The sequence below is a fragment of the Janthinobacterium sp. GL_088 genome, from assembly GCF_057837845.1.
The window spans coordinates 407649-429556 of the sequence record NZ_CM174453.1; the positions used below are offsets into that span (position 1 = coordinate 407649).

Consider the following 21908-nt stretch of genomic DNA (forward strand, 5'->3'; position numbering starts at 1 on the left):
AATGATGGGGACACAGGCCCAATTACTGGTCGATGCACAAAATTTTCTCGGCGAGGGCGTGCGCTGGTGCGAACGCAGCGGCCGCGTTTTCTGGACGAATATCGAAGGCTGCCAGCTGCATGCGCTGGTGCTGGCCACGGGCGAACGCCAGAGCTGGGCCATGCCCGAGCGCCTGGCGTGCTTCGCGCTGACGGACAGCGACGACGTGCTGCTGCTGGGACTGGCCTCGCGCCTGGCCTGGTTTGACGCGCGTAGCGGGGCTGTCACGTCCTTGCACACGGTGGAGGGGGACTTGCCCATGACGCGCCTGAACGATGGCCGCTGCGACCGCCAGGGGCGTTTTGTCTTCGGCACGCTCGATGAACGTCCGTGCCGCGATGCCATCGCCAGTTTTTACCGCCTCAACCTGGACTTGACGCTGGAGCGATTGCCGCTGCCGCAGATCGCCATCTCGAACAGCATCTGCTTCAGCGTCGATGGCACGGCCATGTACTTCTGCGATTCGATGAAAAAGGCGATCTACCGCTGGGACGATTACCTGGGGGGCGACGTCAGCCGTGTGCGCGTGTTTGCCGTGCTCGATCCGGGACCGGGTGCCGCCGATGGCGCGACCATCGATGCGGATGACCACCTGTGGAGCGCGCAGTGGGGCGCCGGCACGGTCTTGCGCTTCGCGCCGGACGGCAGCGTCGAGCGCAAGATCAGCCTGCCCGTCTCGCAGCCCAGCTGCGTGAGCCTGGGCGGCCCGCACTACGACGAATTGTTCGTCACGACGGCGCAGGAGAGCTTGACCCCGGCCCAGCTGGCGAGCGAACCGCTGGCCGGCGGATTGTTCCACGCGCGCCAGACGGGCGTGCGCGGTTTGCCGGAAGTGCGCTTTGGCGCCCTGCCGGCCTGAAAAGAGAGAGCATATGCAAAAACATACGGTTTTCGAGGGCATCCTCGCACGGGGCATGGTCGGTATCGTGCGCGCCGACTCGCCCGATGTGGCGCTGCAGATCGCCGAGGCGTGCATCGCCGGTGGCATCACGGCGCTGGAAGTGGCGTTTACCACGCCCGACACCCTGGGCGTGCTGCGTACCCTGCGCGAACGCCATGGTCATGACGTGCTGCTGGGCGCGGGCACGGTGCTCGATACGGAAACGGCGCGCGCCGCCATCCTGGCCGGCGCCCAGTTCATCATTTCACCCAGCGTCAACGTGGAAACCATCACGCTGTGCCAGCGCTACCAGGTGCTGTCCATGCCGGGGGCGATGACGCCGACGGAGATCGTCACGGCCCTGCAGGCCGGCGCCGACATCGTCAAGGTCTTCCCCGCCGAGATGTTCGGCCCCGCTTACATCAAGGCCCTGCGGGCACCCTTGCCGCAAGCGCCGTTGATGCCGACGGGCGGCGTGACGGTGGAGAACCTGCATGAATGGTTTGCCAGCGGCGCCGTGGCCGTGGGCATTGGCAGCAGCCTCAGTGGTCCGGGCGCCACGGGAGATTACGCGTCCGTGACGGCGCGCGCGCAAGCTTTCGTGGCGAAGATGGCGGCCGTGCGCAAGGCTAAGTCTTCTGGCTAGCTCCCGGCGGGACGGGAATCTGCTACGCTAGGCGGGCAATGTCGCACGCCTCATAGACCAGAATATGTCCAACATCGCCCGCATCCTGCAAGACAGCCGCATCATCGCCATCGTCGGCATGTCCGACAAGCCCGAACGCGCCAGCCATGAAGTGGCCGACTACCTGCTGCGGCATGGCTACCGCGTGTTGCCCGTCAATCCGGCGCTCGCCGGGCGCGACGTGCTGGGGCAGCGCGCTTACGCCACCCTGACGGAGGCTGCGGCGGCGGTGGCACCGGCGCGCATCGACATCGTCGACTGCTTCCGCAAGTCGGAAGATATCCTGCCCATCGCCGAGGAAGCCATTGCCGTCAAGGCCGGCTGTCTGTGGCTGCAGCTCGACATCGTCAACGAGCAGGCGGCGCAGATGGCGCGGGCGGCGGGACTCGATGTGGTGATGGATCATTGCACAAAAATCGAGCACCGCAAGCTGGCGGTGGCGGCATGAAGGCGCGCACGCAATTTCGCGCCGGCAAGGGTTTTGACCTGAGCGAGGATTTCGCCGGCAAGCGCCTGCTGGGCGCCGCCACCAAGGCGGCCAACAAGAAGCTGACGCCGGCCCAGTGCAAGGCCATCGATCGCGAGGAAACCGTGGCCCTGACGGCGCAGATCGCCGAGTGCCAGAGCATGCTGTATGCGCAGCACAAAAAGAAGCTGTTGCTGGTCTTGCAGGGCATGGATACGTCGGGCAAGGATGGCACGGTCAAGGCCATCTTCAGCAACATCAACCCGATGGGCATCCGCGCCGTGGCGTTCAAGGGACCCACCGATATCGAACTGGCGCACGACTACCTGTGGCGCGTGCACCAGCACGTGCCCGTCAAGGGCGAGATCGCCATCTTCAACCGCAGCCATTACGAGGATGTGCTGATCACGCGCGTGCAGGACATGATCGACAAGGCCGAATGCCAGCGCCGCTACGCGCAGATCCGCGATTTCGAGCGCATGCTGAGCGAGACGGGCACCGTCATCCTGAAAATCTTCCTGCACATCTCGAAGGACGAGCAACGGGGACGGCTGCAGGAGCGGCTCGATGATCCCGACCGCCAGTGGAAGTTCGATCCCAATGATATCGCCCAGCGCAAGAAGTGGGATGGCTATCAGCGCGCCTATGAAACGGCGATCCGCGAGACGGATGCTGACCACGCGCCATGGTACGTGGTGCCGTCGAACTCCAAGACGCAGCGCAACCTCGTGGTCGCATCGCTGCTGCTGGAAACCCTGCAGGGCATGAAGCTGGAATACCCGGCGCCGGACCCGAAACTGTCGTCTTTCAAGGTCGAGTAGAGGTCAGGCCAATTCAGCGCCGAGCCTGCGGAATCGGCCGCGCTGTGGCATAGTATCCCTCGTCGATAATTCAAACCAGACCGGAGATCCATATGCTGCAGTTGAAAGATCCTACCTTGTTGCGTCACCAAGCTTACGTGAATGGAGCCTGGGCGGATGCCGATGGTGGCCAGACGATCAATGTGAACAATCCCGCCACCGGCGAGCATATCGGCACGGTGCCCCTGATGGGCGCAGCCGAGACGCGCCGCGCCATCGAAGCGGCCAATGCCGCCTGGCCCGCCTGGCGCAAGAAGACGGCCAAGGAACGCGCGGCCGTGCTGCGCCGCTGGCATGACCTGATCCTGGAAAACGCCGACGACCTGGCGCTGATCATGACCACCGAGCAGGGCAAGCCGCTGCCGGAAGCGAAGGGCGAAGTGCAGTTCGGCGCCTCGTTTATCGAGTGGTTTGCCGAAGAAGGCAAGCGCGTTGCGGGCGACACCCTGCAATCGCCATGGCCGGACCGCCGCCTGGTCATCACCAAGGAACCGATCGGCGTGTGCGCCGCCATCACGCCGTGGAACTTCCCCGCCGCCATGATCACCCGCAAGGTCGGCCCGGCCCTGGCCGCGGGCTGCCCGATGGTCCTGAAACCGGCGGAAGCGACGCCGTTTTCCGCGCTGGCGCTGGCCGTGCTGGCCGAGCGCGCGGGCGTGCCTGCCGGCGTGTTCAGCATCGTTACGGGCGCGCCGAAAGACATCGGCGGCGAAATGACGTCGAATCCCATCGTGCGCAAGCTGACGTTCACTGGCTCGACCCAGGTGGGCCGCCTGCTGGCGGAACAGTGTGCGCCAACGATCAAGAAACTGTCGCTGGAACTGGGCGGCAATGCGCCGTTCATCGTCTTCGACGATGCCGACCTGGATGCGGCTGTGGAAGGCGCCATCGCCTCGAAATACCGCAATGCGGGCCAGACGTGCGTGTGCGCCAACCGCCTGTACGTACAGGACAGCGTGTATGACGCGTTTGCCGAAAAATTGGTGGCCGCCGTGGCCAAGCTGAAGGTCGGCAATGGCATCGAGGCGGGCGTCACGCAAGGCCCGCTGATCGACGCCAAGGCTGTCGCCAAGGTGGAAGAACACGTGGCCGACGCGCTGGGCAAGGGCGGCCGCCTGCTGGCCGGCGGCAAGCGCCATGCGCTGGGTAACGGCTTCTTCGAGCCGACCATCATCGCCGATGTGACGAACGACATGCGCGTGGCCACCGAGGAAACCTTCGGCCCGCTGGCGCCCCTGTTCCGCTTCAAGACGGACGATGAAGTGATCGCCCTGGCCAACAACACGGAATTCGGCCTGGCCGCCTACTTCTATTCGCGCGACATCGGCCGTATCTGGCGCGTGGCCGAAGGCCTGGAAACGGGCATGGTCGGCGTCAACACGGGCCTGATCTCGAACGAGATCGCGCCCTTCGGCGGCGTCAAGCAATCGGGCCTGGGCCGTGAAGGGTCGACCTACGGTATTGAAGATTATTTAGTCATCAAATATATCTGCATGGGCGGTATCTAGGCAGCTTAACGCGAGCCGCGGCGCGCGGCGAGGCGGTCCAGCATGCCCTTGACCGCTTCCATCTGCGTGCCGCTCTTGCGGTAGAAATCCGGGTCGATCGGATTGATGCTGGTGTAGCCCCAGAAATCCCAGCAGCCTTTCGGGTTGTACGGGTAGACGGGGCTCGGTTCGGCTTGCGGATACAGCACGATGATCTTGTTGGCGTCCGCCACCTGGTTGTAGCCGGTGCTGGTATAGAAACGGTCGCCGATGGCCTGCGTCGTTTGCAGGCAGCCGTGGAACACCACGTGCACGCGGCAGCTCTCGCTGTCGCAGGCTTTCGGGATGTAGGCGTAGCCCGTATTGTTCATGCTCGAGTACGCGTTCTGGATGAAGCTGCGCTGGTTGAAGGCGATCAGCTTTCCCGTCAAGGTGGTCGCCGACGGTTGCAGGTCCGGGTACAGGTGCTGCAGGATGTCGCGCGCCTGCGTGTAGTCGCAATCGTTGATGAAGGGCGACTCCGTCACGGCGCAAGGCTTGTCCTGGTTGTTGTCCGTGATGATGGCATGGCCTGCGCCGACATTGTCGACGAAGCGGATCTGCTCGGCCGGCGTGCCCGCCAGTTGGTAGAATTTCCCCACCTGCTCCACCACCGGCCGCGTCACGGTCTGGTCTTTCGTTCCGCTGAACAGATACACGCGCTGGCGTTTCAGGTTGGCCGTGTCGTCGATGAGACGGGCGCGCGCAAAATCGTTCGCCGCGCGCAGCAATTCGCTGGCGACGGGCGGCGCCACCTGCGCGCTGCCGGGATTCATGCAGGTGGTCAGGGCATTCGTCAGGTAGGGGATGTAGGGGAAGCGGCCCGGCTGGCCCGAGCAGAAATACGGACCGCCCGCGATGATGCCGGCGCCGGCCACCGTGGCCGAGTAGGCGACGGCAAACTGCGCCGCCATGAAGCCGCCCGAGGACAGGCCGGACACGGTGGTCTGGCTCAGGTCAGCCTGGTAGCCGGGCAGGGCGGGGGCGTCCTTGGTCGCGGCGGGCTTGACGGCCTTGGCCGTCGTGGCGGCGTGCGCGCCGCCTGGCGCCAGGATGAGCAGGCTGGCGGCCAGCAGAGCGGTGGTTAGTGTAGTCAGGTGCGCGGTCAGGTGCGGGAAGGGCATGGCGACTCCAGAAGGCAAGGAAAGGGACAGGAAGGCCGAGCATAGGTAAAAAAACTGTGCTTTGGGCAAGTACTGCACCGTCGTTGATGTCGCTCAAGCAATCGCTGTTGTTGTCCGTCTCATACGCGCGCGCGGCGTTTGACATAGAATGGTTTTTTTCCGTTCAACCATGGTGCCCTTCATGTCCAAGACCCTTGCCCAGCTGTTTGCGCTCACCACCCTTGCCACTGGCGCCAGCCTGGCCATGCCGGCCCATGCCGCCGACACCGCGCCAGCTGCCGCCGCGTCAGCGGCCTGCCCCGCCATCCTCAAGCAGACTTTCAACCGCCTGCAGGATGAAGCGCCGCAAAACCTGTGCCAGTATGCGGGCAAGGTCGTGCTGGTGGTCAATACGGCCAGTTATTGTGGTTTTACCAATCAATATGAAGGGCTCGAGGCGCTGTACGCCAAGTACGGCAGCAAGGGCCTGGTAGTACTGGGCTTCCCGTCGAACGATTTCGGCAAGCAGGAGCCCGGCAGCAGCAAGGAAATCGCCGATTTCTGCTACAACACCTATGGCGTGAAGTTCCCCATGTTTTCGAAGTCCGTCGTCTCCGGTCCTACGCCGAATCCGCTGTACGTGGACCTGATCAAGCAGACGGGCAAGACCCCGGCCTGGAATTTCCATAAATACCTGATCGACCGCCACGGTAAAGTGGTGGAAAGCTTCCCCAGCAAGGTGACGCCGGACGACAAGAAACTCGTTGGCGCGGTGGAAAAAGCGCTGGCGCTGTAAGTTGCCGAGACGCAAGCAGGCTTGATCGCCTGCTTTTTTTTAATGCCGCGCTTGTCGTCTTGCCATCATTGTCCTAAGCTGGTTGTTCGCGTTTGTCACAACCAAGGAGAACATCATGGCGTATGTCGATGGATTTGTGGTACCCGTACCGAAGGCCAAGCTCGATGCCTATCTGGCCATGTCGCGCAGTTGCGGCGCCGTCTGGCGCGAATATGGCGCGCTGGAATTTCGCGAATGCGTGGGCGACGATGTCAAGCCAGGCAAGCTGACTTCGTTCCCGCAGGCGGTGGACTTGCAAGATGGCGAAGTGGTGGTGTTTTCCTGGATCGTGTATGCGTCGCGCGCCAAGCGCGATGAAATCAACGACAAGGTCATGAAAGACCCGCGCCTGGCCGAGATGATGGACCCGGCCAAGCTGCCGTTCGATGGCAAGCGGATGATCTACGGCGGTTACGAGATGCAGGTAGATCTCTAGCGACTGAAACAGTCCATGGCGGCGTTGCAATGCCTCGTCGTGCCGTTGCACTGCCTTCGGCAATGTGCCTTGCCTTGAACGGTTTCAGGCGCTAGCGATAATATGTGCCGGCAGCGCCCCGCGCAGCGCATTGCACACGACGATCGCTTCGGCCCGCGCCAGCATGGCGCGCGTGATGATGGTTTCCTGCGCGTTCCAGGCAGGATCGGCCAGCATGGCCGCGCGCTGCACGCCGGGCAGCAGGCCGCAGGACAGGGGCGGCGTGTGCCAGCGGCCGTCCAGGCGGACGAAGACATTGCTGCGTCCACCCTCCGTCAGCTCGCCCCGTTCGTTAAAGAACAGCATGTCGAAGCCGCCTTGCGCTTCGGCCGCGCGCCAGGCCGCATCGTAGCGCGCGCGCACGCTGCTCTTGTGACGCAGGAACAGGTCGTCGGCAGTCGTGGCGTCGGGCGCCAGCAGGATGTTGACTGTCTCCGGCAAGGCGGTGAGGGCACCGCTTTGCGTCGTCAACCGGCCATCCTGGCGCAGCGCCAGGCGCAGGCGGAACGGGACATCATCGGGGCGTGCCGCGCAGGCTGTCTGCAGCGCGGCGCGGGCGGCATCTTGGTCCCAGGCAAAACCGAAGTAGGCGCAGGAGGCGGCCAGGCGTGCCAGGTGGCGCTCTTGCTGGCGGCAGCCATCGTTGCGGCTGGCGTGCAGGGTCTCGAACAGTTCGAAGTCGTTCGTGAGGCCCGTGAGGAAGCGGGCCTTGAGCTGGCATTCCGCAAATTCCTCATGCGGGTCGCTGTCCAGGACGATACCGGCGCCCACGCCCATCTCGCCGCGCCGGATGCCGTCAGGGCCAGCCGGCTGCAAGGCCAGGGTGCGGATCGGCACGGACATGCAAAAATCGCCCACGGCGTGGGCGGCGCCGGCGGCTGGCGGATCGAACCAGCCGATGGCGCCCGTGTAGATGCCGCGTGGCGCTGGTTCCAGTTCGGCGATGATTTCCATGGTGCGGCGTTTTGGCGCGCCCGTGATCGAGCCGCATGGATACAAGGCCTGGAAGATGTCGGCCAGGCTGGCGTCGCCGCGCAAGCGCGCCTGCACGGTGGAGGTCATTTGCAGCACGCTGCTGTAGCGCGTCACCTCGAACAGCGCCGGTACCTTGACGGAACCCGTGACGGCGATGCGGCCGATGTCGTTGCGCAGCAGGTCCACGATCATCAGGTTTTCCGCGCGGTTCTTCGGATCGGCAGACAAGGCCGCGGCGCGGCGCGCGTTTTCTGCCGTTTGTTCAGGTGGGGCGGCCGGCGCCGTGCCCTTCATGGGACGCGCCATCAGCTCGCCTTGCGCATGGCGCACGAACAGTTCGGGCGACAGCGACAGCAGGGCGCCGCCATCGGGCAGCATTACCAGCGCGCCGTAGGGCACGGGCTGGCGCGCACGCAGCCGCGCATACAGGGCCAGGGGCGAGCCGAAAGCATCGAAGCGCAAGCGATACGTGTAGTTGACCTGATAGGTGTCGCCAGTCACGATATAGTCGTGGATGCGGTGCAGTGCCTGCGTGAATTCGGCTTGATCCACGTTCGCGCGGATATCGGCCACGCCGGCCGGCGCGGCGTCCGCGCTGACGCGCTCGTCCAGCCACTGCGCCACCTCGTCCTGCGACAGCTGCGTGCAATGCTCGAAGACGAGCACTTGCGCCAGCGGCGGCGCGTTGATGCCTGCCGCGCGCGGCGGCATGGCCAGCAAATGCGCGCCCAGCTCGTAGCTGCACACGCTGACGGCGTACTGGCCGCGATGTAAGGCCTCTTGCAGCCCTTCAAGCAGGGCCGGCCACTGTCGCCCCTCGGTGCACTGCAAGACTGCCGCCAGGCCCGTGTACAGGCGCGAACCGGCGCCCGGAGTGCTGGCGTCGTCGAGCAGGGCGAAACAGTCGGTGTGCATGGGGACAGCCGCAGCGGTGACTTACCCCAGCAGCATGGCGATTTGCAGCGCCGCTTCCTGGGAGGGATTGATCTTGAAGCCGCTCTTGGCGTAGCGGTGCCAGCGTCCGATGACGAAGCTGACGATCAGGGTGGCGCGCGCCGCCACTTCGCTTTCCTTGCCATGGCCCTCGGCGGCGGCCACGCGCAAGGCCTGCTTGAGCGCCAGTTCCACGCGGTCGTAGAACTGGTTCATGCGCACTTGCAGGCGCTCGTCCTCATTGACCAGCGCATCGCCGATCAATACGCGCGTCATGCCCGGATTGCTGATGGCGAAATTGAGCAGCATGCCGATGATGTCGCGCGTTTGCGTCATGCCGTCGCTGTGCTTTTCCGCGATCTGGTTGATCAGGCCGAAGACGCTCGACTCGATGAATTCGATCAGCCCTTCGAACATTTGCGCCTTGCTGGCGAAATGGCGGTACAGGGCCGCTTCCGACACGGTCAGTCTGGCTGCCAGTGCGGCAGTGGTGATCTTTTCGCCTTTCGGCTGCTCCAGCATTGCGGCGAGGGCCTGAAGAATTTGTAGCCTGCGTTGGCCCGGCGGTGTGCTTGCCATATTTTCTCTTGTCGTTAAAAAAAATGCTGCCTTGATGGGAGGTCCGTCACCGCCGCTAGCGGTGCGGCTTCCGGCGTCAACCGGAAGCCCAGGAGTCCCCTTCAACGCAGACGGTGAAGGCGGCGTGCCAAATGCCGGACAGATTTTACTTTGACATCGACATAAGCGGGGCGATTTAACGCCTTGGGCAACTTCGCCACGCCGATCGGATCGGCCATTTTCAGGTATTGCGTGACCCAGGCCGTGCGCAGGCCCAGTTTTTTCGCACCCTTCAGGTTGGCCAGGGTGTCTTCCACCAGGATGCAGCGGCCAGGGCGGATGTGGTGCTTGCGCATCAGTTTGCGCAGCATCAGGGTCGATGGCTTGGGCCGCAGCTGGCGGTGCACATGCATCGCTTCGATGGCGACGTGGTGTGAAAAATGCTGGCGCAAGCCCAGGTGGCGCATCACGTCGCTCGAATAGCGCAGCGGCGCGTTGGTGAGTAAAATTTTACGGCCAGGCAGGCGCTTGAGTAAAGCCCCCAGCCCCCGCTCGGCGCGTATCATGGCCGGCAAATCGTCGAACGCGTGCGTCTCGTGCAAAAAATGCGCGGCTTGCACCTGGTGGTGCTTGACCATGCCCAGCAAGGTGGCGCCATAGCGGCGCCAGTAGGCCGCGCGCGCCGCATTGACGATGGCTTCGTCGGCCGGCGTGACGCCATCGCCCAGCACGCGGGCAATATACGTGTTCATATTGGCCGTGATGGTGGGGAAGATGGCATGCGAGGCATTGTGCAGCGTGTTGTCGAGGTCAAACAGCCAGACCGGCGACGAGCGGTTAAGATGGGACACAGGCACAGGAGTCTTTAGGCAAGATGATAAGCAGGATGAAAAATTCAACAATCAGGAAAACCATGCGACGCCAGATTATAGTGATGTTTTGCGGATTATTCTTGCTGCCGTTGCCGGCGGCCTTTGCCGAAGCGCCGCCCGTGGCGCAAAACCGGGGCGCCCTGTTCAAGGTGCAGGATGCCAGCCATACCCTGTATCTGTTCGGTACCATCCACGTCGGCGCACCCGACTTTTATCCGCTCGAGCCGACCGTGACGCAGGCGCTGCATCAGGCTGGCGCGCTGGCGCTGGAGATCGATCCGGGCGCCGATCCGCGTGCCGCCCTGGGCGCCGTGCTGAAATACGGCATGGAGGCGCCGGGCAGCAAAGTACCTACCGATTGCCGCCAGACCTTGGCGCCACGCCTGGCGCCGCTGTTGCAAAAATACGGCATTCCAGCCGAGTCGGTGGCGCCGATGAAGCCGTGGATGCTGGCCAGCATGCTGGCCATCGGCGAATTTTCCACCCTGGGCTACCGCTCCGACCTGGCCGTCGACAATTATCTGTCGCAGCAGGCCAGGGCGCGCAAGATCCCCGTGCTGGAGCTCGAATCGATGGAAGGCCAGATGGCGCTGTTCGGCGCCATGTCGCCGGTAGACCAGTGCCGCTTCCTGGAAGACGGCGTGGCGTCGATCGAGGATCAGGAACAAAGCCAGGAAGCGCGCGACATCGCCAACGCATGGCGCACGGCCGACGCGGCCGCCTTCAACAAGCTGGCGGCCAAGGCGGCAACAGACCCCTCGTTCGCCGCGCAGTTCGTGCAAAAGGTATTGTTAGATGGCCGCAACCCGGCCCTGGCCGACGGCATCGCCAACTTGCTTGCGCGCGAAAAGTCCAGCCTGGCCGCCATCGGCGTGCTGCACCTGGTCGGAACGAAAAGCGTGCCGGAGCTATTGCGTCAGAAGGGCTTGAAGGTCGAGCGGGTGTATTAGCGCTGAATGTACGGCGAGGAAGGACAACGCCGCCATGGACAGTTTTTTAGCTGCGGGGAAAGGATACTGGTGCCCTTGACGTGGATCGAACACGTGGCCTCTCCCTTACCAAGGGAGTGCTCTACCACTGAGCTACAAGGGCAAATTAAAAGCGGCGCCAGGTGATCTGCGCCGCCAAACTACTCGCTGTGATGCATTGCGATTTTTTTAGTGCGAACGGATCATAGTACCAAAAGCCTGCTCGGTCAACACTTCCAGCAATAATGAGTGTTCGATGCGGCCGTCGATGATGTGCACGGTGTTCACGCCGGACTTGGCGGCGTCGAGCGCGGACGAGATCTTCGGCAGCATGCCGCCCGAGATCGTGCCATCGGCGAACATCTCGTCGATTTCACGTGCCGACAGGTCGGTCACCAGGTTACCCTGCTTGTCCTGGACGCCAGCGATGTTGGTCATCATGATCAGTTTTTCCGCTTTCAGGATTTCCGCGATCTTGCCGGCTACCACGTCGGCGTTGATGTTGTAGGCCTGGCCATCCTGGCCGAAACCGATCGGCGAAATGATGGGAATGAAGGCGTCGTCCTGCAGCGCCTTGACGACGGCCGGGTTGATCGCGTCGATCTCGCCGACGAAGCCGATATCGAGGAATTCGCCCGGATGTTCGCGGTCCGGCATCTGCATCTTGCGCGCGCGGATCAAGCCGCCATCCTTGCCCGTCAGGCCCACAGCCTGGCCGCCGTAATGGTTGATCAGCATGACGATATCCTGCTGCACTTCGCCGCCCAGCACCCACTCCACCACTTCCATGGTTTCTTCATCGGTGATGCGCATGCCTTGCACGAAGGTGCCTTGCTTGCCGATTTTTTTCAGCGCATTATCGATCTGCGGTCCGCCGCCGTGCACCACGACCGGGTTCATGCCGACCAGCTTGAGCAGGATGACGTCGCGCGCGAAGCCGTGCTTCAGGCGTTCGTCCGTCATGGCATTGCCACCGTACTTGATGACGATGGTCTTGCCATGGAAATTGCGGATGTAGGGCAGGGCCTCGGCCAGAATCTGCGCCTTGATTTGTGGCGACACCGCCGTCAAGTCGTCATTCATGTCCAGGTTCAAGTTAGCTAGTTGATTCATGGCGAGTCCGGAAAATAGATTTGTGAGATTTTACAGGGAAGAAGAAAATCTTGGAGGCATTATAGGGCGATCTTGTTGTATTTTCCCTGATGATCCTATAGTCTGGCCCGATATGTTCCCCAGCCAGCCCTTTTACTGCCAGTTACATCTGCGTCGCATCCCGGCGCAGCATGACACACACTTGCCAATTCACACACAGCCATGAGCCAGTGCACTCTCTGCGGCGCCACCTTCCAGTGTGGCCAGCGCGATCCGGACGCCAAGGAACCCTGCTGGTGCCTGGCCCTGCCGCCAGCCGTTCCCGTGCCCGGCAGCGCCGCCGCGGGCTGCTGGTGTCCCGCCTGCCTGCAAGCCCATATCGCCAGCTTGACGCCCCCGGCAGCAACGCCGGCCAAATAAGCCTATCGGCGCGCTTTTTCCTTTGCAAAAGACCTTGCATTTTGTAGGGGAATACGTTCAGACTTCGGTTTTTAAGAATTTCTGATAGGAAACTCTCATGCGTTTCAGGGATATCCGCATCGGCGTGCGCATCAATGCCGGTTATGCCATGTTGATCGTGCTGATGCTGGTCGTTATCGTCCTGGCGGGGAGCCGCATCTATGCCATCCGCGCCGAGACCGACGATATCCTGCAGCGCGACTGGGTCGCCGCCAAGGCGACCAGCAAGATCCACGGGCTGGCGCGCGAGGCGGCCACGCGCATCGGCAACCTGCCGAACCAGCACGAGCCGGCGCTGCGCCAGGCAAACCAGGCGCGCCTGGAAGCGATCAAGCAGGGCATCGATGAGCAGGTGCGCATTCTCGACGGTCTCGATGCGCGGCCCGAGGAACGGCGCCTGCTGGAGCAGATGCACCTGGCCCGCGCCGATTACTATGTTTCGCTCAAGACGATGTTCGAACTGATCGAGCGCGGCGAGGATGCCCGCGCCGAGCAGGCCATACAGACGCAGACCTTGCCGGTGCTGGAAAAAGTGCTGCTGTACGTGGGCCAGCTCGACGACCTGCAGCAGCAGCTGATCCGCGACAGCGCGGCCAGGATACGCAACGACATCGATACCTCGCTGCTGCTGATGGGCGGCATCGGCCTGGCAGCCTTGCTGACGGGTCTCGCCTTTGCCTGGTCGGCGCGCTCGATCACGCGTCCGCTGGGCGAGGCGGTGGCGATCGCCACGCGCGTGGCCAATGGCGACCTCAGTTCCGTCATCGAAGTGACGTCGCGCGACGAGACGGGCGAATTGCTGCAGGCGCTCAAGGACATGAGCACCAGCCTGGCCGTCGAGCAGGACCTGCGCCACGCCGTCGAAGTGGCCGAGGATGCGACCAAGATGAAATCGGACTTCCTGGCCAATATGTCGCATGAAATTCGCACGCCGATGAACGGCATCATCGGCATGACCCACCTGGCGCTGCAGACGGACCTCACGTCGACCCAGCGCAACTACCTGGAGAAGGTGGAGTCGGCTTCGAAGAACCTGCTGGCCATCATCGACGACATCCTCGATTTCTCGAAGATCGAGGCGGGCAAGATGGCCTTTGAAAAAGTCGATTTCTTCCTCGAGGACGTGCTGGCGCAGATCGCCGACCTGTCCGTGATGCGTGCCCAGGACAAGGGACTGGAACTGCTGTTCGACATCGCCCCCGACGTGCCGAACGCCTTGCAGGGCGACCCGCTGCGCCTGGGCCAGGTGCTGATCAATCTCACCAACAACGCGATCAAGTTTACGGACAAGGGCGAGATCGTCGTCACCATCCGCTTGCAGCAGCTGGAAGAACGTGCGGCTGTCTTGCGCGTGGATGTGCGCGACACGGGCATAGGCCTGACGCCGCCCCAGCGCAGCAAATTGTTCCAGGCCTTTACCCAGGCCGACACCTCGACCACGCGCCACCATGGCGGCACGGGCCTGGGCCTGACCATCAGCAAGCGCCTGGTGGAAATGATGGAAGGCGAGATCGACCTGGTCAGCGAAGCGGGCGTGGGCAGCACCTTTTTCTTCACGGCCCGCTTCGGCCTGGCCGCCGTGCCGCGCGACAGCCTGCCGCAACTGCAGCATCAGCAGCAGTTCCAGGGCCTGCGCGTGCTGGTGGTCGATGACAACCCCAGTGCGCGTGAAATCTTCGTCAGCATGCTGACGGCGCTGGGCTTCGAGGCGCGTGCCGTGTCTGGCGGCGTGCTGGCCATCGGCGCCGTGGCGCAGGCGCGCGCCGAGGGGCGAGCGTACGGACTGGTACTGATGGACTGGAAAATGCCGGGCATGAACGGCCTCGATACCCTGGCCGGCATCCGCGCCGATGCCGCCGGCATCGATGCGACGCCGGCCTGCATCATGGTCACGGCCTTCCATCGCGAAGCGCTGCTGGAAGCGGCGCGCCAGCGGGACTTGCCGTTCGACGGCGTCTTGAACAAGCCGGTCAGCGCCTCGACCCTGCTCGACCAGATATCGTTCGTGTTTGGCGGTGTGACGGGACAGAGCCGCAAGACGCAGCGCCAGAGCAGCTACCGCGATGACGAGCGCGCCTTGCGCGGCGCCTGGCTGCTGCTGGTGGAGGATAATGAAGTGAACCAGGAAGTGGCACAGCATATTCTCAACGACGCCGGCATCCGCGTCGACATCGCCAGCAATGGCGCCATCGCGCTGGCGAAGATCGAGGAAAACGCCTATGACGGCGTGCTGATGGATTGCCAGATGCCGGTGATGGATGGCTACCAGGCGACGCGCAAGCTGCGCCAGGATCCCCGCTATTCGAATTTGCCCGTGATCGCCATGACGGCCAATGCCATGGTGGGCGACAAGGAAAAATGCCTGGATGCCGGCATGAACGATTTCATCGCCAAGCCGATCGACGTGGCGCAGCTGTTCGGTACCCTGGCGCGCTGGATCGCACCGGCCACGCCGCAGGCAATGACGGCGGTGATGCCGCAGCCGGAAGCGGAGCTGCCCGTGATCGCCGGCCTGAAAATGGCGGAAGCCATGCGTCGCGTGGGCGGTAATGCCGTTTTGATGCGAAAATTGCTGGACCGTTTTGTGGAAACCCAGTTCGACGCCATGCAGCGCATCATTGCCGCCATCGAGAACAACCAGCTGGAAACCGCGATCCGCGAAGCGCATACCTTGAAGGGCCTGGCGGGCAATATCGGTGCCGGTGGCCTGGCCGACAGCGCTGCGCGGGTCGAGCACTTGCTCAGCCTGGGTTCGCACGACGGCTTGCCGCAGGCGCTGGCCGCCTGCGCCCTGGCGCTCGACGAGCTGGTGCCGAAAGTCGTGCTGGCCATGCAGTTGCGTGGCAATGCGGCCGAGGCGGGCGGCGCGGCGGTGGCGTACGTGGCGCCGGTGGACCGGGCGCACCTGGAAGCGGGTTTGCGCGAATTGTCGCAGCTGCTGCTGCAGGACGATGCGCAGGCCGTCAAGCACCTGGACGGCATTGGCCCCGTGCTGGTCGCGGCCGGGCAGGCGGAACACGCGCGCCAGTTGAAGCGCATGCTGGGACAATACGATTTCGAAGGTGCGCTGGCGCAGCTGGGCGAGGTGGCCGATGCGCTGGAGCTGACACTGTGACAAGGATAACTATGCAGAGCGAAGGACGGGCATGAGAGCGCCGGCAAGCAAGCCAACCATTCTGGTGGTCGATGACACGCCAGACAATATCGACCTGCTGCGCGCGGTGCTGGAAGACGATTACCGCACCAAGATCGCCGTGAATGGCGAGCGCGCCCTGAAGATCGCCGCCGGCAGCGACCAGCCCGACCTGATCCTGCTCGACATCATGATGCCGGGCATGAGCGGCTACGACGTGTGCCGCGCGCTGAAGGCCGATCCCGCCACGGCCGGCATCCCCGTGATTTTTGTCACCGCCATGAGCGAAGTGGCGGACGAGCAGCTGGGCCTGGCCCTGGGCGCCGTCGATTACATCACCAAGCCGATTTCGGCGCCCATCGTGCTGGCGCGCATCAGGACGCAACTGGCGATGAAGCAGATGCAGGATTTCTTGCGCGACCAGAACCAATACCTGGAAACGGAGGTGGAGCGCCGGGTGCAGGAAGTGGCGGCGCTGCAGGACGTCACGATCCACGCCATGGCCTCGCTGGCCGAGACGCGCGACAGCGAGACGGGCAACCATATCCGCCGTACCTCGCACTACCTGAAGGCGCTGGCCGAGAAGGTGCGCGGCTTGCCGCGCTTCCGCGATTTTTTGACGGACAAGAATATCGAACTGCTGTTCAAGACGGCGCCGCTGCACGACATCGGCAAGGTGGGCATCCCCGACCATATCCTGCTCAAGCCCGGACGTTTCGAGCCGCACGAAATGGCCATCATGAAGACGCACACCACGCTCGGGCGCGACGCCATCCTGGCGGCCGAGCACGAGCTGGGCATCGAAGTCGATTTCCTCAAGTACGCGAAAGAGATCGCCTACAGCCACCACGAGAAATGGGATGGCAGCGGCTACCCGCAAGGCCTGGCCGGCGAAGCCATCCCGATTTCGGCGCGCCTGATGGCGCTGGCCGACGTGTATGACGCCCTGATCAGCCGGCGCATCTACAAGCAGGGCATGGACCATGCACAGGCCGTGCAGATCATCGTCGAAGGACGCGGTTCGCACTTCGACGCCGAGATCGTCGATGCCTTCCTGCAGATCCAGGAGCAGTTCATCGCCATCTCCACCCGCTATGCCGACGGCGTATGCGAGATCGCCGACAAGCAGCGGCAGATCGCGCCCTACACCGACAATATCAACTGACGGTCTTGAAGAAACGCAGCATTTCCCGGCTGGCGTCCGGCCCTTTTCCATCCGTATAACTGCCGTTATGGCTGCCGCCGGACCAGGCATGGCCGGCGCCGTGGATGACCCAGTGTTCGCCCAGCGGGGAGCCATCGGCCTGGCTGTGCGTGGTGCGCGTGTAGCGGTGGCCATTCGGCACGCTGCCGTCGATGGATGCGGCCTTGGCCGCCTTGCCGCCTGCCTGGCTGCGCACGCCCTGGGCGATCAGTTCATCGCCATTGCGCGGATTGACGGTGGTGTCGCGGTCGCCGTGGAAGACGATGATGGGCACGCCGCCGGCCGGCGCCTTGCGCTGGGCATTGGGCATGGCGCCGCCCTTCATGGCGGCCAGCGCCGATGGCAAGTCCTGCGCCGAAGCGAAGGGCAGGCCCGAATGCACGCCGACGGCGGCAAACAGGTCCGGGTACAGGGTACCGACGATGACGGCCATGGCGCCGCCCGCCGACAGGCCGGCGACGAACACTTCGCGTTCATTCACTGGATATTCGTCGATGACTTGCCGGGCGATGCCGGCGATCAGCGATGGTTCGCCCTGGTCGCGCTGCTGGTCGATGGCATTGAACCAGTTCCAGCAGCGCGAACTGTTGGCGCCCTGCGTTTGCGCCGGGTAGACGACAAAGCATTCCTTTTCTTCGGCCAGCGCATTCATCTGCGTGCCGGCGGCGAAATCATCGGGATTTTGCGTGCAGCCGTGCAGCATGACGATCAGCGGCATGGCCTGGCCGTGATAGCTGCTGGGGATATACAGTTTATAGGAGCGCGTGCCCGCATGGTTGCGGTACACGCCGTCGATGAATTGCGCACCGGCCGGCATCTCCACCGGCGTGGCGGCCGGCGTGTTGAAGCCAGGTGGGTGGAAATTCGGCAGCTCGAAGCTGGGCATGTCGAAGCTGTGCTGGCCCAGGCCGGCCGGCACGCCCAGGCGCGCCATGAAATCCTGCGCGAAGTCCTGCGCCGCCTGCGCGGGCGTGGGTGGCGCGGCGTCAGCTTGCGGTTGCTCGGCTCGGGCCTGCGCAGGTGGTGACGCAGGTGGTGGATTGATATCGCGCATCGGCTGCGGTGGCGGCGCTTGCGTGGCTGCCGCCGGCGGCGTCAGGCCGGCGGCAGACAGCGCCTGCTGGATCGCTTCGGTGGCGGCGGCGGGACCGCCGCCCATCAGATTGCGGGTTGCGGCGCGCATCTGCGCCAACATGTTGAGAGGTAGTTTCATGACCATCCTTAACGGTGCCGCGCATCGGCCGGGTCATCGCCGCGAACCAATACGCTAGTGAATTCGCCCTGCGAGCGCCGTCTTGACGACGGTGCTGGCGTGCAGGGCACCTAATACGAAAATCGACTCGATGGTGGCCAGTGCCAGTTCCACGGAGACGTCGCTGGCAATGCTGGCCAGTCCCAGCACCTGGATTTGCAGGCGCTGGCCGGCTGCCTGGATCGCTTCCAGGTCGGCGCGCGAATAATGCTGCATGCCCAATACCAGGCTTTTACGGGCGACGGTTTGTTTCACCACGTCGGCGTGGATACCCAGCTGGTTGCGTATGGCCGTACGGATCAGATCCGTGCGGTTGGAATAAAATCCTTCCTGGACCAGCAAATCGATCTGCCCCAGGTCGATCAAGCCGAGGTTGATCGTGATTTTCTCGGATTCCCCAATTTTGGGCTTGCTGTCTTGCTTGGCCATATCTCTCCAAAAACTCCACTTGGCATCCATTTGCCATCTGTATGGATGGTAGTATAGTTGTGTAGTATCTCAAGTCAAGCAGGATTTGGTCTGATAACGCTGTAGGACGGGCACCCGCAGAGTGAGAATGGGCTGCAAAATAAATTTCCAGAAAATGATTTTTTGATCATGTTTTCACTTGAAAATTTATTCACAGAAACATTGCATGGCGATGCCGCCGACTCGCCGGCGCCGTTTCGCGGCATAATGAAAGCCTACACGTTTACCGATGCCGCTCCATGATGGTCGCTACCCCACCTCCGCCAGCCGTTCCGCTCCCCTTGCCGTCACCGGTGCCTTCACCCTGTGTCAGCCTGTGCAAGATGAACCGCAACAGCGGCTTGTGCGAAGGCTGCCTGCGCACGCTTGACGAGATCATCGCCTGGAGCAAGGCCGACGACGACTTCAAGCGCGCCGTGTTGGCCGAATTGCCAGGACGTGTATCCCTGCTCGACTTCGAGCCAGACTACTGAGGAAGCCAATGCCGCGATCGCCAGCGCTGTTCCCCGATGCCATGCAGGTGTTCGAACGCGGCTGGCTGTCGTCGAATAACATCCTGTTCCAGGGGCGGGACGACACGGCGCTGATCGACAGCGGCTACGTCACGCATGCACCGCAAACCCTGGCCCTGCTGCGCCACAGTCTCGATGGCCGGCCGCTGGACCGCCTGTTCAATACGCATCTGCATTCCGACCATTGCGGCGGCAACGCGCTGCTGCAAGCGCAATACGGCTGCCACACGGCCATTCCCGTCTCGGAAGCGGACAAGGTGCGCGCGTGGGACGTCGACGCCCTGAGTTTTCAGGCCACGGGCCAGCAATGCCCGCGCTTCGGCTTTGACGCCACCGTCTCGCCGGGCGACACGTTGACGTTGGCCGACATGCGCTGGCAAGCGCTGGGCGCACCGGGCCACGATCCGCACTCGCTGATTTTTTACTGCGCCGACGAGGGCATCCTGATCTCCGCCGACGCCCTGTGGGAAAACGGTTTTGGCGTGATCTTCCCCGAACTCGATGGCGGCTCCGGTTTTCTGGAAGCGCGCGCCACGCTGGACCTGATCGCCGGCCTGGACGTGCGCGTGGTGATCCCTGGCCATGGACGGCCATTCCAGGACGCCGCCGGCGCCCTGCAGCGCGCCTGGTCGCGCCTCGATTACCTGGCGTCCGATCCCGTGCGCAATGCGCAGAACGCGGTAAAAGTGCTGCTCAAGTTCCTGCTGCTGGAACGCCAGCGCATCGCCATCGCCGAGATACCGGCGCTGCTGCGCGGCATGCCCATCTTCGAAGAGGCCAACCGGCGCTTTCTGCGCCAGGAAGCGGCCGCGCTGGCCGAGTGGGCCGTGTCGCAGCTGGTGAGGGCCACGGCGGCACAGGTCGAGGGTGAGTACTTGCTTAACGAAGGCTGAAACGGTCAGGCGATAAATTCAGCACGATCGTACTTTTTCTGCACTATAATCAACGTTCAGTGTATTTCTCATCCCGATCAACTTTCCAGCGAGTCCGCCATGGCATTGCCTGTTGCGTTGCAAAACCTCTCCTTACCCGTAATCGCCTCGCCGATGTTCATCGCCAGCGGCCCGGCCCTCGTCGCGGCACAGTGCAAGGCCGGTATCGTCGGTTCCTTCCCGGCCCTGAATGCGCGACCCGCCGAATTGCTCGACACGTGGCTCACGGATTTGCAGGCCGAACTGGCTGCCTTCCAGGCCGCCAATCCGGACAAGAAGGTCGGGCCGATCGCCGTCAACCAGATCGTGCACCAGTCGAATGACCGCCTCGCGCATGACGTGGCAGTGTGTGTGAAACACCAGATCCCCATCATCATTTCCTCGCTGCGCGCGCCGCCGAAGGAAATGCTCGACGCCATCCACAGCTATGGCGGCATCGTGCTGCATGACGTGATTTCGATCCGCCATGCGAAAAAAGCGCTGGAAGCCGGTGTCGATGGCTTGATCTTGGTGGCCAGCGGCGCCGGCGGCCATGCGGGCACCCTGTCGCCGTTCGCGCTGGTGGGCGAAGTGCGCAAATTCTTCGACGGTCCGCTGGCGTTGTCGGGTTCCATCGCCACGGGCGACGCCGTGCTGGCCGCGCAAGCCATGGGCGCCGACTTTGCCTACATCGGCTCGCGCTGGCTGGCGACCAAGGAGTCGAACGTCAGCGAGGGCTACCGCGACGCCATCGTTGATTCCAGCGCGGCGGACATCGTCTACACGAACCTGTTTACGGGCGTGCACGGCAATTACCTGAAAAAATCGATCGAAGCGGCCGGACTCGATCCGGAAGCGTTGCCCGAAGCGGACAAGAGCGCGATGAACTTCGGCTCAGGTAGCGCCAAAGCCTGGCGCGACATCTGGGGCGCGGGCCAGGGTGTGGGCTTGATGGATGACGTGCCGAGCGTGGAAGAGATGGTGGCGCGCCTGAAAGCCGAATACGATGCGGCGCGCGCGCGCTTGAAGCTGTAACCTTGCTGCTGCCGGATGACGCGGCATGTCGCGTCATCCAGGCCATCCTTATTCCTGCTTCAAATCCTCGGGCTTGATGGCCCACAGGCCCGGCAGGTTGCGCCAGTAGCCATATGCATCCATGCCGAAGCCGACGACGAAACGGTTCGGGATCACCAGGCCGACGATGTCGGCTTGTACCGGCTTCTTCTTGCCGATGGCCTTGTCCGCGAACACGGCCAGGATGACTTCCGAGGCACCCATGTCCAGCAAGCGCTGTTTGACGTGCGCCAGGGTCTCGCCTTCGTCCAGAATATCGTCGAGCACGATCACGGTGCGGCCCGCCACGTTCGAACGGGGGATGACTTTCCACACCACCTCGCCACCCTTGTCGTCGTCGCCGTAGCGGCTGACGTGGATGTAGTCGAATTCGAGTGGAAAGCTCAGTTGCGGCAGCAGGTTGCCCGTAAATACAACGGCGCCGCCCATCACGCCCAGCACCAGCGGGAACTCTTTCGAGTCCTCGGCGTTGAAGCGCGTGTTGAGCACATCGGCCATGCGCGTGATCGACGCCTGCACGGCGTCTTGGTCGAACAGCAGTTCCGCGTTCTTGATCAGGTCACGGGCACGGTTGTGATGAAATTCTTGCATGGACTCTTGCATGGCGATGAATGGGGCTGATGGTCAA

22 protein-coding genes and 1 tRNA gene are annotated in these 21908 nt (G+C 63.3%); 14 read left to right on the top strand and 9 right to left on the bottom strand.

Translation table 11 applies throughout. From position 1 onward, the window contains the following. Position 1 precedes the first annotated feature (1 nt). The 5 genes from AC3IQ7_RS01745 to gabD all read left to right on the top strand — a co-directional run bounded on the left by AC3IQ7_RS01745 (position 2) and on the right by gabD (position 4438). Entirely contained in the window at positions 2-898 is an 897-nt protein-coding gene (locus tag AC3IQ7_RS01745) for an SMP-30/gluconolactonase/LRE family protein (RefSeq protein ID WP_489208192.1), read from the top strand. Positions 899-911: 13 nt separating this feature from the next. Beyond that, on the top strand, positions 912-1565 hold the full coding sequence (locus AC3IQ7_RS01750) for a bifunctional 2-keto-4-hydroxyglutarate aldolase/2-keto-3-deoxy-6-phosphogluconate aldolase (RefSeq protein WP_099377728.1): 654 nt from the start codon (positions 912-914) through the stop codon (positions 1563-1565). A 64-nt stretch (positions 1566-1629) separates the two neighbouring features. Continuing rightward, complete coding sequence (locus AC3IQ7_RS01755; protein ID WP_489208193.1) at positions 1630-2052, top strand: CoA-binding protein; 423 nt, start codon at positions 1630-1632, stop codon at positions 2050-2052. Next, positions 2049-2891 (top strand): PPK2 family polyphosphate kinase, encoded by an 843-nt coding sequence (locus AC3IQ7_RS01760; protein WP_099377730.1) that lies wholly within the window; start codon positions 2049-2051, stop codon positions 2889-2891. The genes AC3IQ7_RS01755 and AC3IQ7_RS01760 overlap by 4 nt, the downstream gene beginning before the upstream one ends. A gap of 92 nt (positions 2892-2983) precedes the next feature. Beyond that, a complete protein-coding gene (gene gabD / locus AC3IQ7_RS01765) occupies positions 2984-4438 on the top strand; it encodes an NADP-dependent succinate-semialdehyde dehydrogenase (protein WP_489208194.1) in 1455 nt (484 codons plus the stop codon). Between the two features lie 5 nt (positions 4439-4443). Here gabD and AC3IQ7_RS01770 read toward each other — a convergent pair whose 3' ends face one another. Next, a complete protein-coding gene (locus AC3IQ7_RS01770; RefSeq protein ID WP_489208195.1) occupies positions 4444-5580 on the bottom strand; it encodes an extracellular catalytic domain type 2 short-chain-length polyhydroxyalkanoate depolymerase in 1137 nt (378 codons plus the stop codon). A gap of 181 nt (positions 5581-5761) precedes the next feature. Between AC3IQ7_RS01770 and AC3IQ7_RS01775 the strand changes: the two genes are divergently transcribed. After that, positions 5762-6355, top strand: coding sequence for a glutathione peroxidase (locus AC3IQ7_RS01775; RefSeq protein ID WP_489208196.1), 594 nt, complete (start codon positions 5762-5764; stop codon positions 6353-6355). Between the two features lie 115 nt (positions 6356-6470). Beyond that, a complete protein-coding gene (locus AC3IQ7_RS01780) occupies positions 6471-6830 on the top strand; it encodes a DUF1428 domain-containing protein (RefSeq protein WP_070258351.1) in 360 nt (119 codons plus the stop codon). Between the two features lie 84 nt (positions 6831-6914). Here AC3IQ7_RS01780 and pabB read toward each other — a convergent pair whose 3' ends face one another. The 3 genes from pabB to AC3IQ7_RS01795 all read right to left on the bottom strand — a co-directional run bounded on the left by pabB (position 6915) and on the right by AC3IQ7_RS01795 (position 10192). After that, complete coding sequence (gene pabB, locus AC3IQ7_RS01785) at positions 6915-8759, bottom strand: aminodeoxychorismate synthase component I (protein WP_489208197.1); 1845 nt, start codon at positions 8757-8759, stop codon at positions 6915-6917. A gap of 21 nt (positions 8760-8780) precedes the next feature. Then, positions 8781-9356, bottom strand: coding sequence for a nucleoid occlusion factor SlmA (gene slmA / locus AC3IQ7_RS01790; protein WP_034752791.1), 576 nt, complete (start codon positions 9354-9356; stop codon positions 8781-8783). A gap of 101 nt (positions 9357-9457) precedes the next feature. Continuing rightward, positions 9458-10192 (bottom strand): pyrimidine 5'-nucleotidase, encoded by a 735-nt coding sequence (locus tag AC3IQ7_RS01795; protein ID WP_489208198.1) that lies wholly within the window; start codon positions 10190-10192, stop codon positions 9458-9460. A 95-nt stretch (positions 10193-10287) separates the two neighbouring features. Here AC3IQ7_RS01795 and AC3IQ7_RS01800 point away from each other — a divergent pair, with 95 nt between their 5' ends. Continuing rightward, positions 10288-11157, top strand: a complete 870-nt coding sequence (locus AC3IQ7_RS01800; protein WP_322426554.1) for a TraB/GumN family protein — start codon at positions 10288-10290, stop codon at positions 11155-11157. Between the two features lie 67 nt (positions 11158-11224). On the opposite strand, the gene AC3IQ7_RS01805 is transcribed toward AC3IQ7_RS01800, so the two are convergent. Further along, a tRNA-Thr gene (locus tag AC3IQ7_RS01805) sits at positions 11225-11299 on the bottom strand. Between the two features lie 65 nt (positions 11300-11364). Further along, the gene (gene argB / locus AC3IQ7_RS01810; protein WP_010393729.1) at positions 11365-12258 is read right to left on the bottom strand and encodes an acetylglutamate kinase; all 894 of its coding nucleotides are present in this window, start codon (positions 12256-12258) and stop codon (positions 11365-11367) included. 231 nt (positions 12259-12489) lie between these two features. Here argB and AC3IQ7_RS01815 point away from each other — a divergent pair, with 231 nt between their 5' ends. The 3 genes from AC3IQ7_RS01815 (at position 12490) to AC3IQ7_RS01825 (ending at position 17024) form a co-directional block, all read left to right on the top strand. Then, on the top strand, positions 12490-12687 hold the full coding sequence (locus AC3IQ7_RS01815) for a cysteine-rich CWC family protein (protein WP_489208199.1): 198 nt from the start codon (positions 12490-12492) through the stop codon (positions 12685-12687). Positions 12688-12784: 97 nt separating this feature from the next. Beyond that, positions 12785-15841 carry a response regulator gene (locus AC3IQ7_RS01820; protein ID WP_489208200.1) on the top strand — a complete coding sequence of 1019 codons (3057 nt, stop codon included), beginning with the start codon at positions 12785-12787 and terminating at the stop codon, positions 15839-15841. 31 nt (positions 15842-15872) lie between these two features. Continuing rightward, the gene (locus AC3IQ7_RS01825; RefSeq protein WP_099377737.1) at positions 15873-17024 is read left to right on the top strand and encodes a response regulator; all 1152 of its coding nucleotides are present in this window, start codon (positions 15873-15875) and stop codon (positions 17022-17024) included. Here the strand turns inward: AC3IQ7_RS01825 and AC3IQ7_RS01830 are convergent. Continuing rightward, positions 17017-18276 (bottom strand): extracellular catalytic domain type 1 short-chain-length polyhydroxyalkanoate depolymerase, encoded by a 1260-nt coding sequence (locus tag AC3IQ7_RS01830; protein WP_233516114.1) that lies wholly within the window; start codon positions 18274-18276, stop codon positions 17017-17019. The two genes, AC3IQ7_RS01825 and AC3IQ7_RS01830, sit on opposite strands and share 8 nt — an antisense overlap. A gap of 54 nt (positions 18277-18330) precedes the next feature. Continuing rightward, on the bottom strand, positions 18331-18744 hold the full coding sequence (locus AC3IQ7_RS01835) for a CopG family transcriptional regulator (RefSeq protein ID WP_034783786.1): 414 nt from the start codon (positions 18742-18744) through the stop codon (positions 18331-18333). Positions 18745-19076: 332 nt separating this feature from the next. Here AC3IQ7_RS01835 and AC3IQ7_RS01840 point away from each other — a divergent pair, with 332 nt between their 5' ends. The 3 genes from AC3IQ7_RS01840 to AC3IQ7_RS01850 all read left to right on the top strand — a co-directional run bounded on the left by AC3IQ7_RS01840 (position 19077) and on the right by AC3IQ7_RS01850 (position 21241). Then, on the top strand, positions 19077-19256 hold the full coding sequence (locus tag AC3IQ7_RS01840; protein ID WP_489208201.1) for a DUF1289 domain-containing protein: 180 nt from the start codon (positions 19077-19079) through the stop codon (positions 19254-19256). Positions 19257-19264: 8 nt separating this feature from the next. Further along, positions 19265-20188 carry an MBL fold metallo-hydrolase gene (locus tag AC3IQ7_RS01845; protein ID WP_489208202.1) on the top strand — a complete coding sequence of 308 codons (924 nt, stop codon included), beginning with the start codon at positions 19265-19267 and terminating at the stop codon, positions 20186-20188. A 99-nt stretch (positions 20189-20287) separates the two neighbouring features. Then, positions 20288-21241 (top strand): NAD(P)H-dependent flavin oxidoreductase, encoded by a 954-nt coding sequence (locus AC3IQ7_RS01850; protein WP_099377741.1) that lies wholly within the window; start codon positions 20288-20290, stop codon positions 21239-21241. 48 nt (positions 21242-21289) lie between these two features. Here AC3IQ7_RS01850 and AC3IQ7_RS01855 read toward each other — a convergent pair whose 3' ends face one another. After that, positions 21290-21871 carry a hypoxanthine-guanine phosphoribosyltransferase gene (locus AC3IQ7_RS01855; RefSeq protein WP_099377742.1) on the bottom strand — a complete coding sequence of 194 codons (582 nt, stop codon included), beginning with the start codon at positions 21869-21871 and terminating at the stop codon, positions 21290-21292. Positions 21872-21908: the final 37 nt, after the last annotated feature.

Excerpts from the sequence above, each read along its gene's own strand:
- AC3IQ7_RS01745 (WP_489208192.1), top strand. The coding sequence starts at position 2 with ATGATGGGGACACAGGCCCAATTACTGGTCGATGCACAAAATTTTCTC.
- AC3IQ7_RS01750 (WP_099377728.1), top strand. The coding sequence starts at position 912 with ATGCAAAAACATACGGTTTTCGAGGGCATCCTCGCACGGGGCATGGTC.
- AC3IQ7_RS01755 (WP_489208193.1), top strand. The coding sequence starts at position 1,630 with ATGTCCAACATCGCCCGCATCCTGCAAGACAGCCGCATCATCGCCATC.
- AC3IQ7_RS01760 (WP_099377730.1), top strand. The coding sequence starts at position 2,049 with ATGAAGGCGCGCACGCAATTTCGCGCCGGCAAGGGTTTTGACCTGAGC.
- gabD (WP_489208194.1), top strand. The coding sequence starts at position 2,984 with ATGCTGCAGTTGAAAGATCCTACCTTGTTGCGTCACCAAGCTTACGTG.
- AC3IQ7_RS01770 (WP_489208195.1), bottom strand. The coding sequence starts at position 5,580 with ATGCCCTTCCCGCACCTGACCGCGCACCTGACTACACTAACCACCGCT.
- AC3IQ7_RS01775 (WP_489208196.1), top strand. The coding sequence starts at position 5,762 with ATGTCCAAGACCCTTGCCCAGCTGTTTGCGCTCACCACCCTTGCCACT.
- AC3IQ7_RS01780 (WP_070258351.1), top strand. The coding sequence starts at position 6,471 with ATGGCGTATGTCGATGGATTTGTGGTACCCGTACCGAAGGCCAAGCTC.
- pabB (WP_489208197.1), bottom strand. The coding sequence starts at position 8,759 with ATGCACACCGACTGTTTCGCCCTGCTCGACGACGCCAGCACTCCGGGC.
- slmA (WP_034752791.1), bottom strand. The coding sequence starts at position 9,356 with ATGGCAAGCACACCGCCGGGCCAACGCAGGCTACAAATTCTTCAGGCC.
- argB (WP_010393729.1), bottom strand. The coding sequence starts at position 12,258 with ATGAATGACGACTTGACGGCGGTGTCGCCACAAATCAAGGCGCAGATT.
- AC3IQ7_RS01815 (WP_489208199.1), top strand. The coding sequence starts at position 12,490 with ATGAGCCAGTGCACTCTCTGCGGCGCCACCTTCCAGTGTGGCCAGCGC.
- AC3IQ7_RS01820 (WP_489208200.1), top strand. The coding sequence starts at position 12,785 with ATGCGTTTCAGGGATATCCGCATCGGCGTGCGCATCAATGCCGGTTAT.
- AC3IQ7_RS01825 (WP_099377737.1), top strand. The coding sequence starts at position 15,873 with ATGAGAGCGCCGGCAAGCAAGCCAACCATTCTGGTGGTCGATGACACG.
- AC3IQ7_RS01830 (WP_233516114.1), bottom strand. The coding sequence starts at position 18,276 with ATGAAACTACCTCTCAACATGTTGGCGCAGATGCGCGCCGCAACCCGC.
- AC3IQ7_RS01835 (WP_034783786.1), bottom strand. The coding sequence starts at position 18,744 with ATGGCCAAGCAAGACAGCAAGCCCAAAATTGGGGAATCCGAGAAAATC.
- AC3IQ7_RS01845 (WP_489208202.1), top strand. The coding sequence starts at position 19,265 with ATGCCGCGATCGCCAGCGCTGTTCCCCGATGCCATGCAGGTGTTCGAA.
- AC3IQ7_RS01850 (WP_099377741.1), top strand. The coding sequence starts at position 20,288 with ATGGCATTGCCTGTTGCGTTGCAAAACCTCTCCTTACCCGTAATCGCC.
- AC3IQ7_RS01855 (WP_099377742.1), bottom strand. The coding sequence starts at position 21,871 with ATGCAAGAATTTCATCACAACCGTGCCCGTGACCTGATCAAGAACGCG.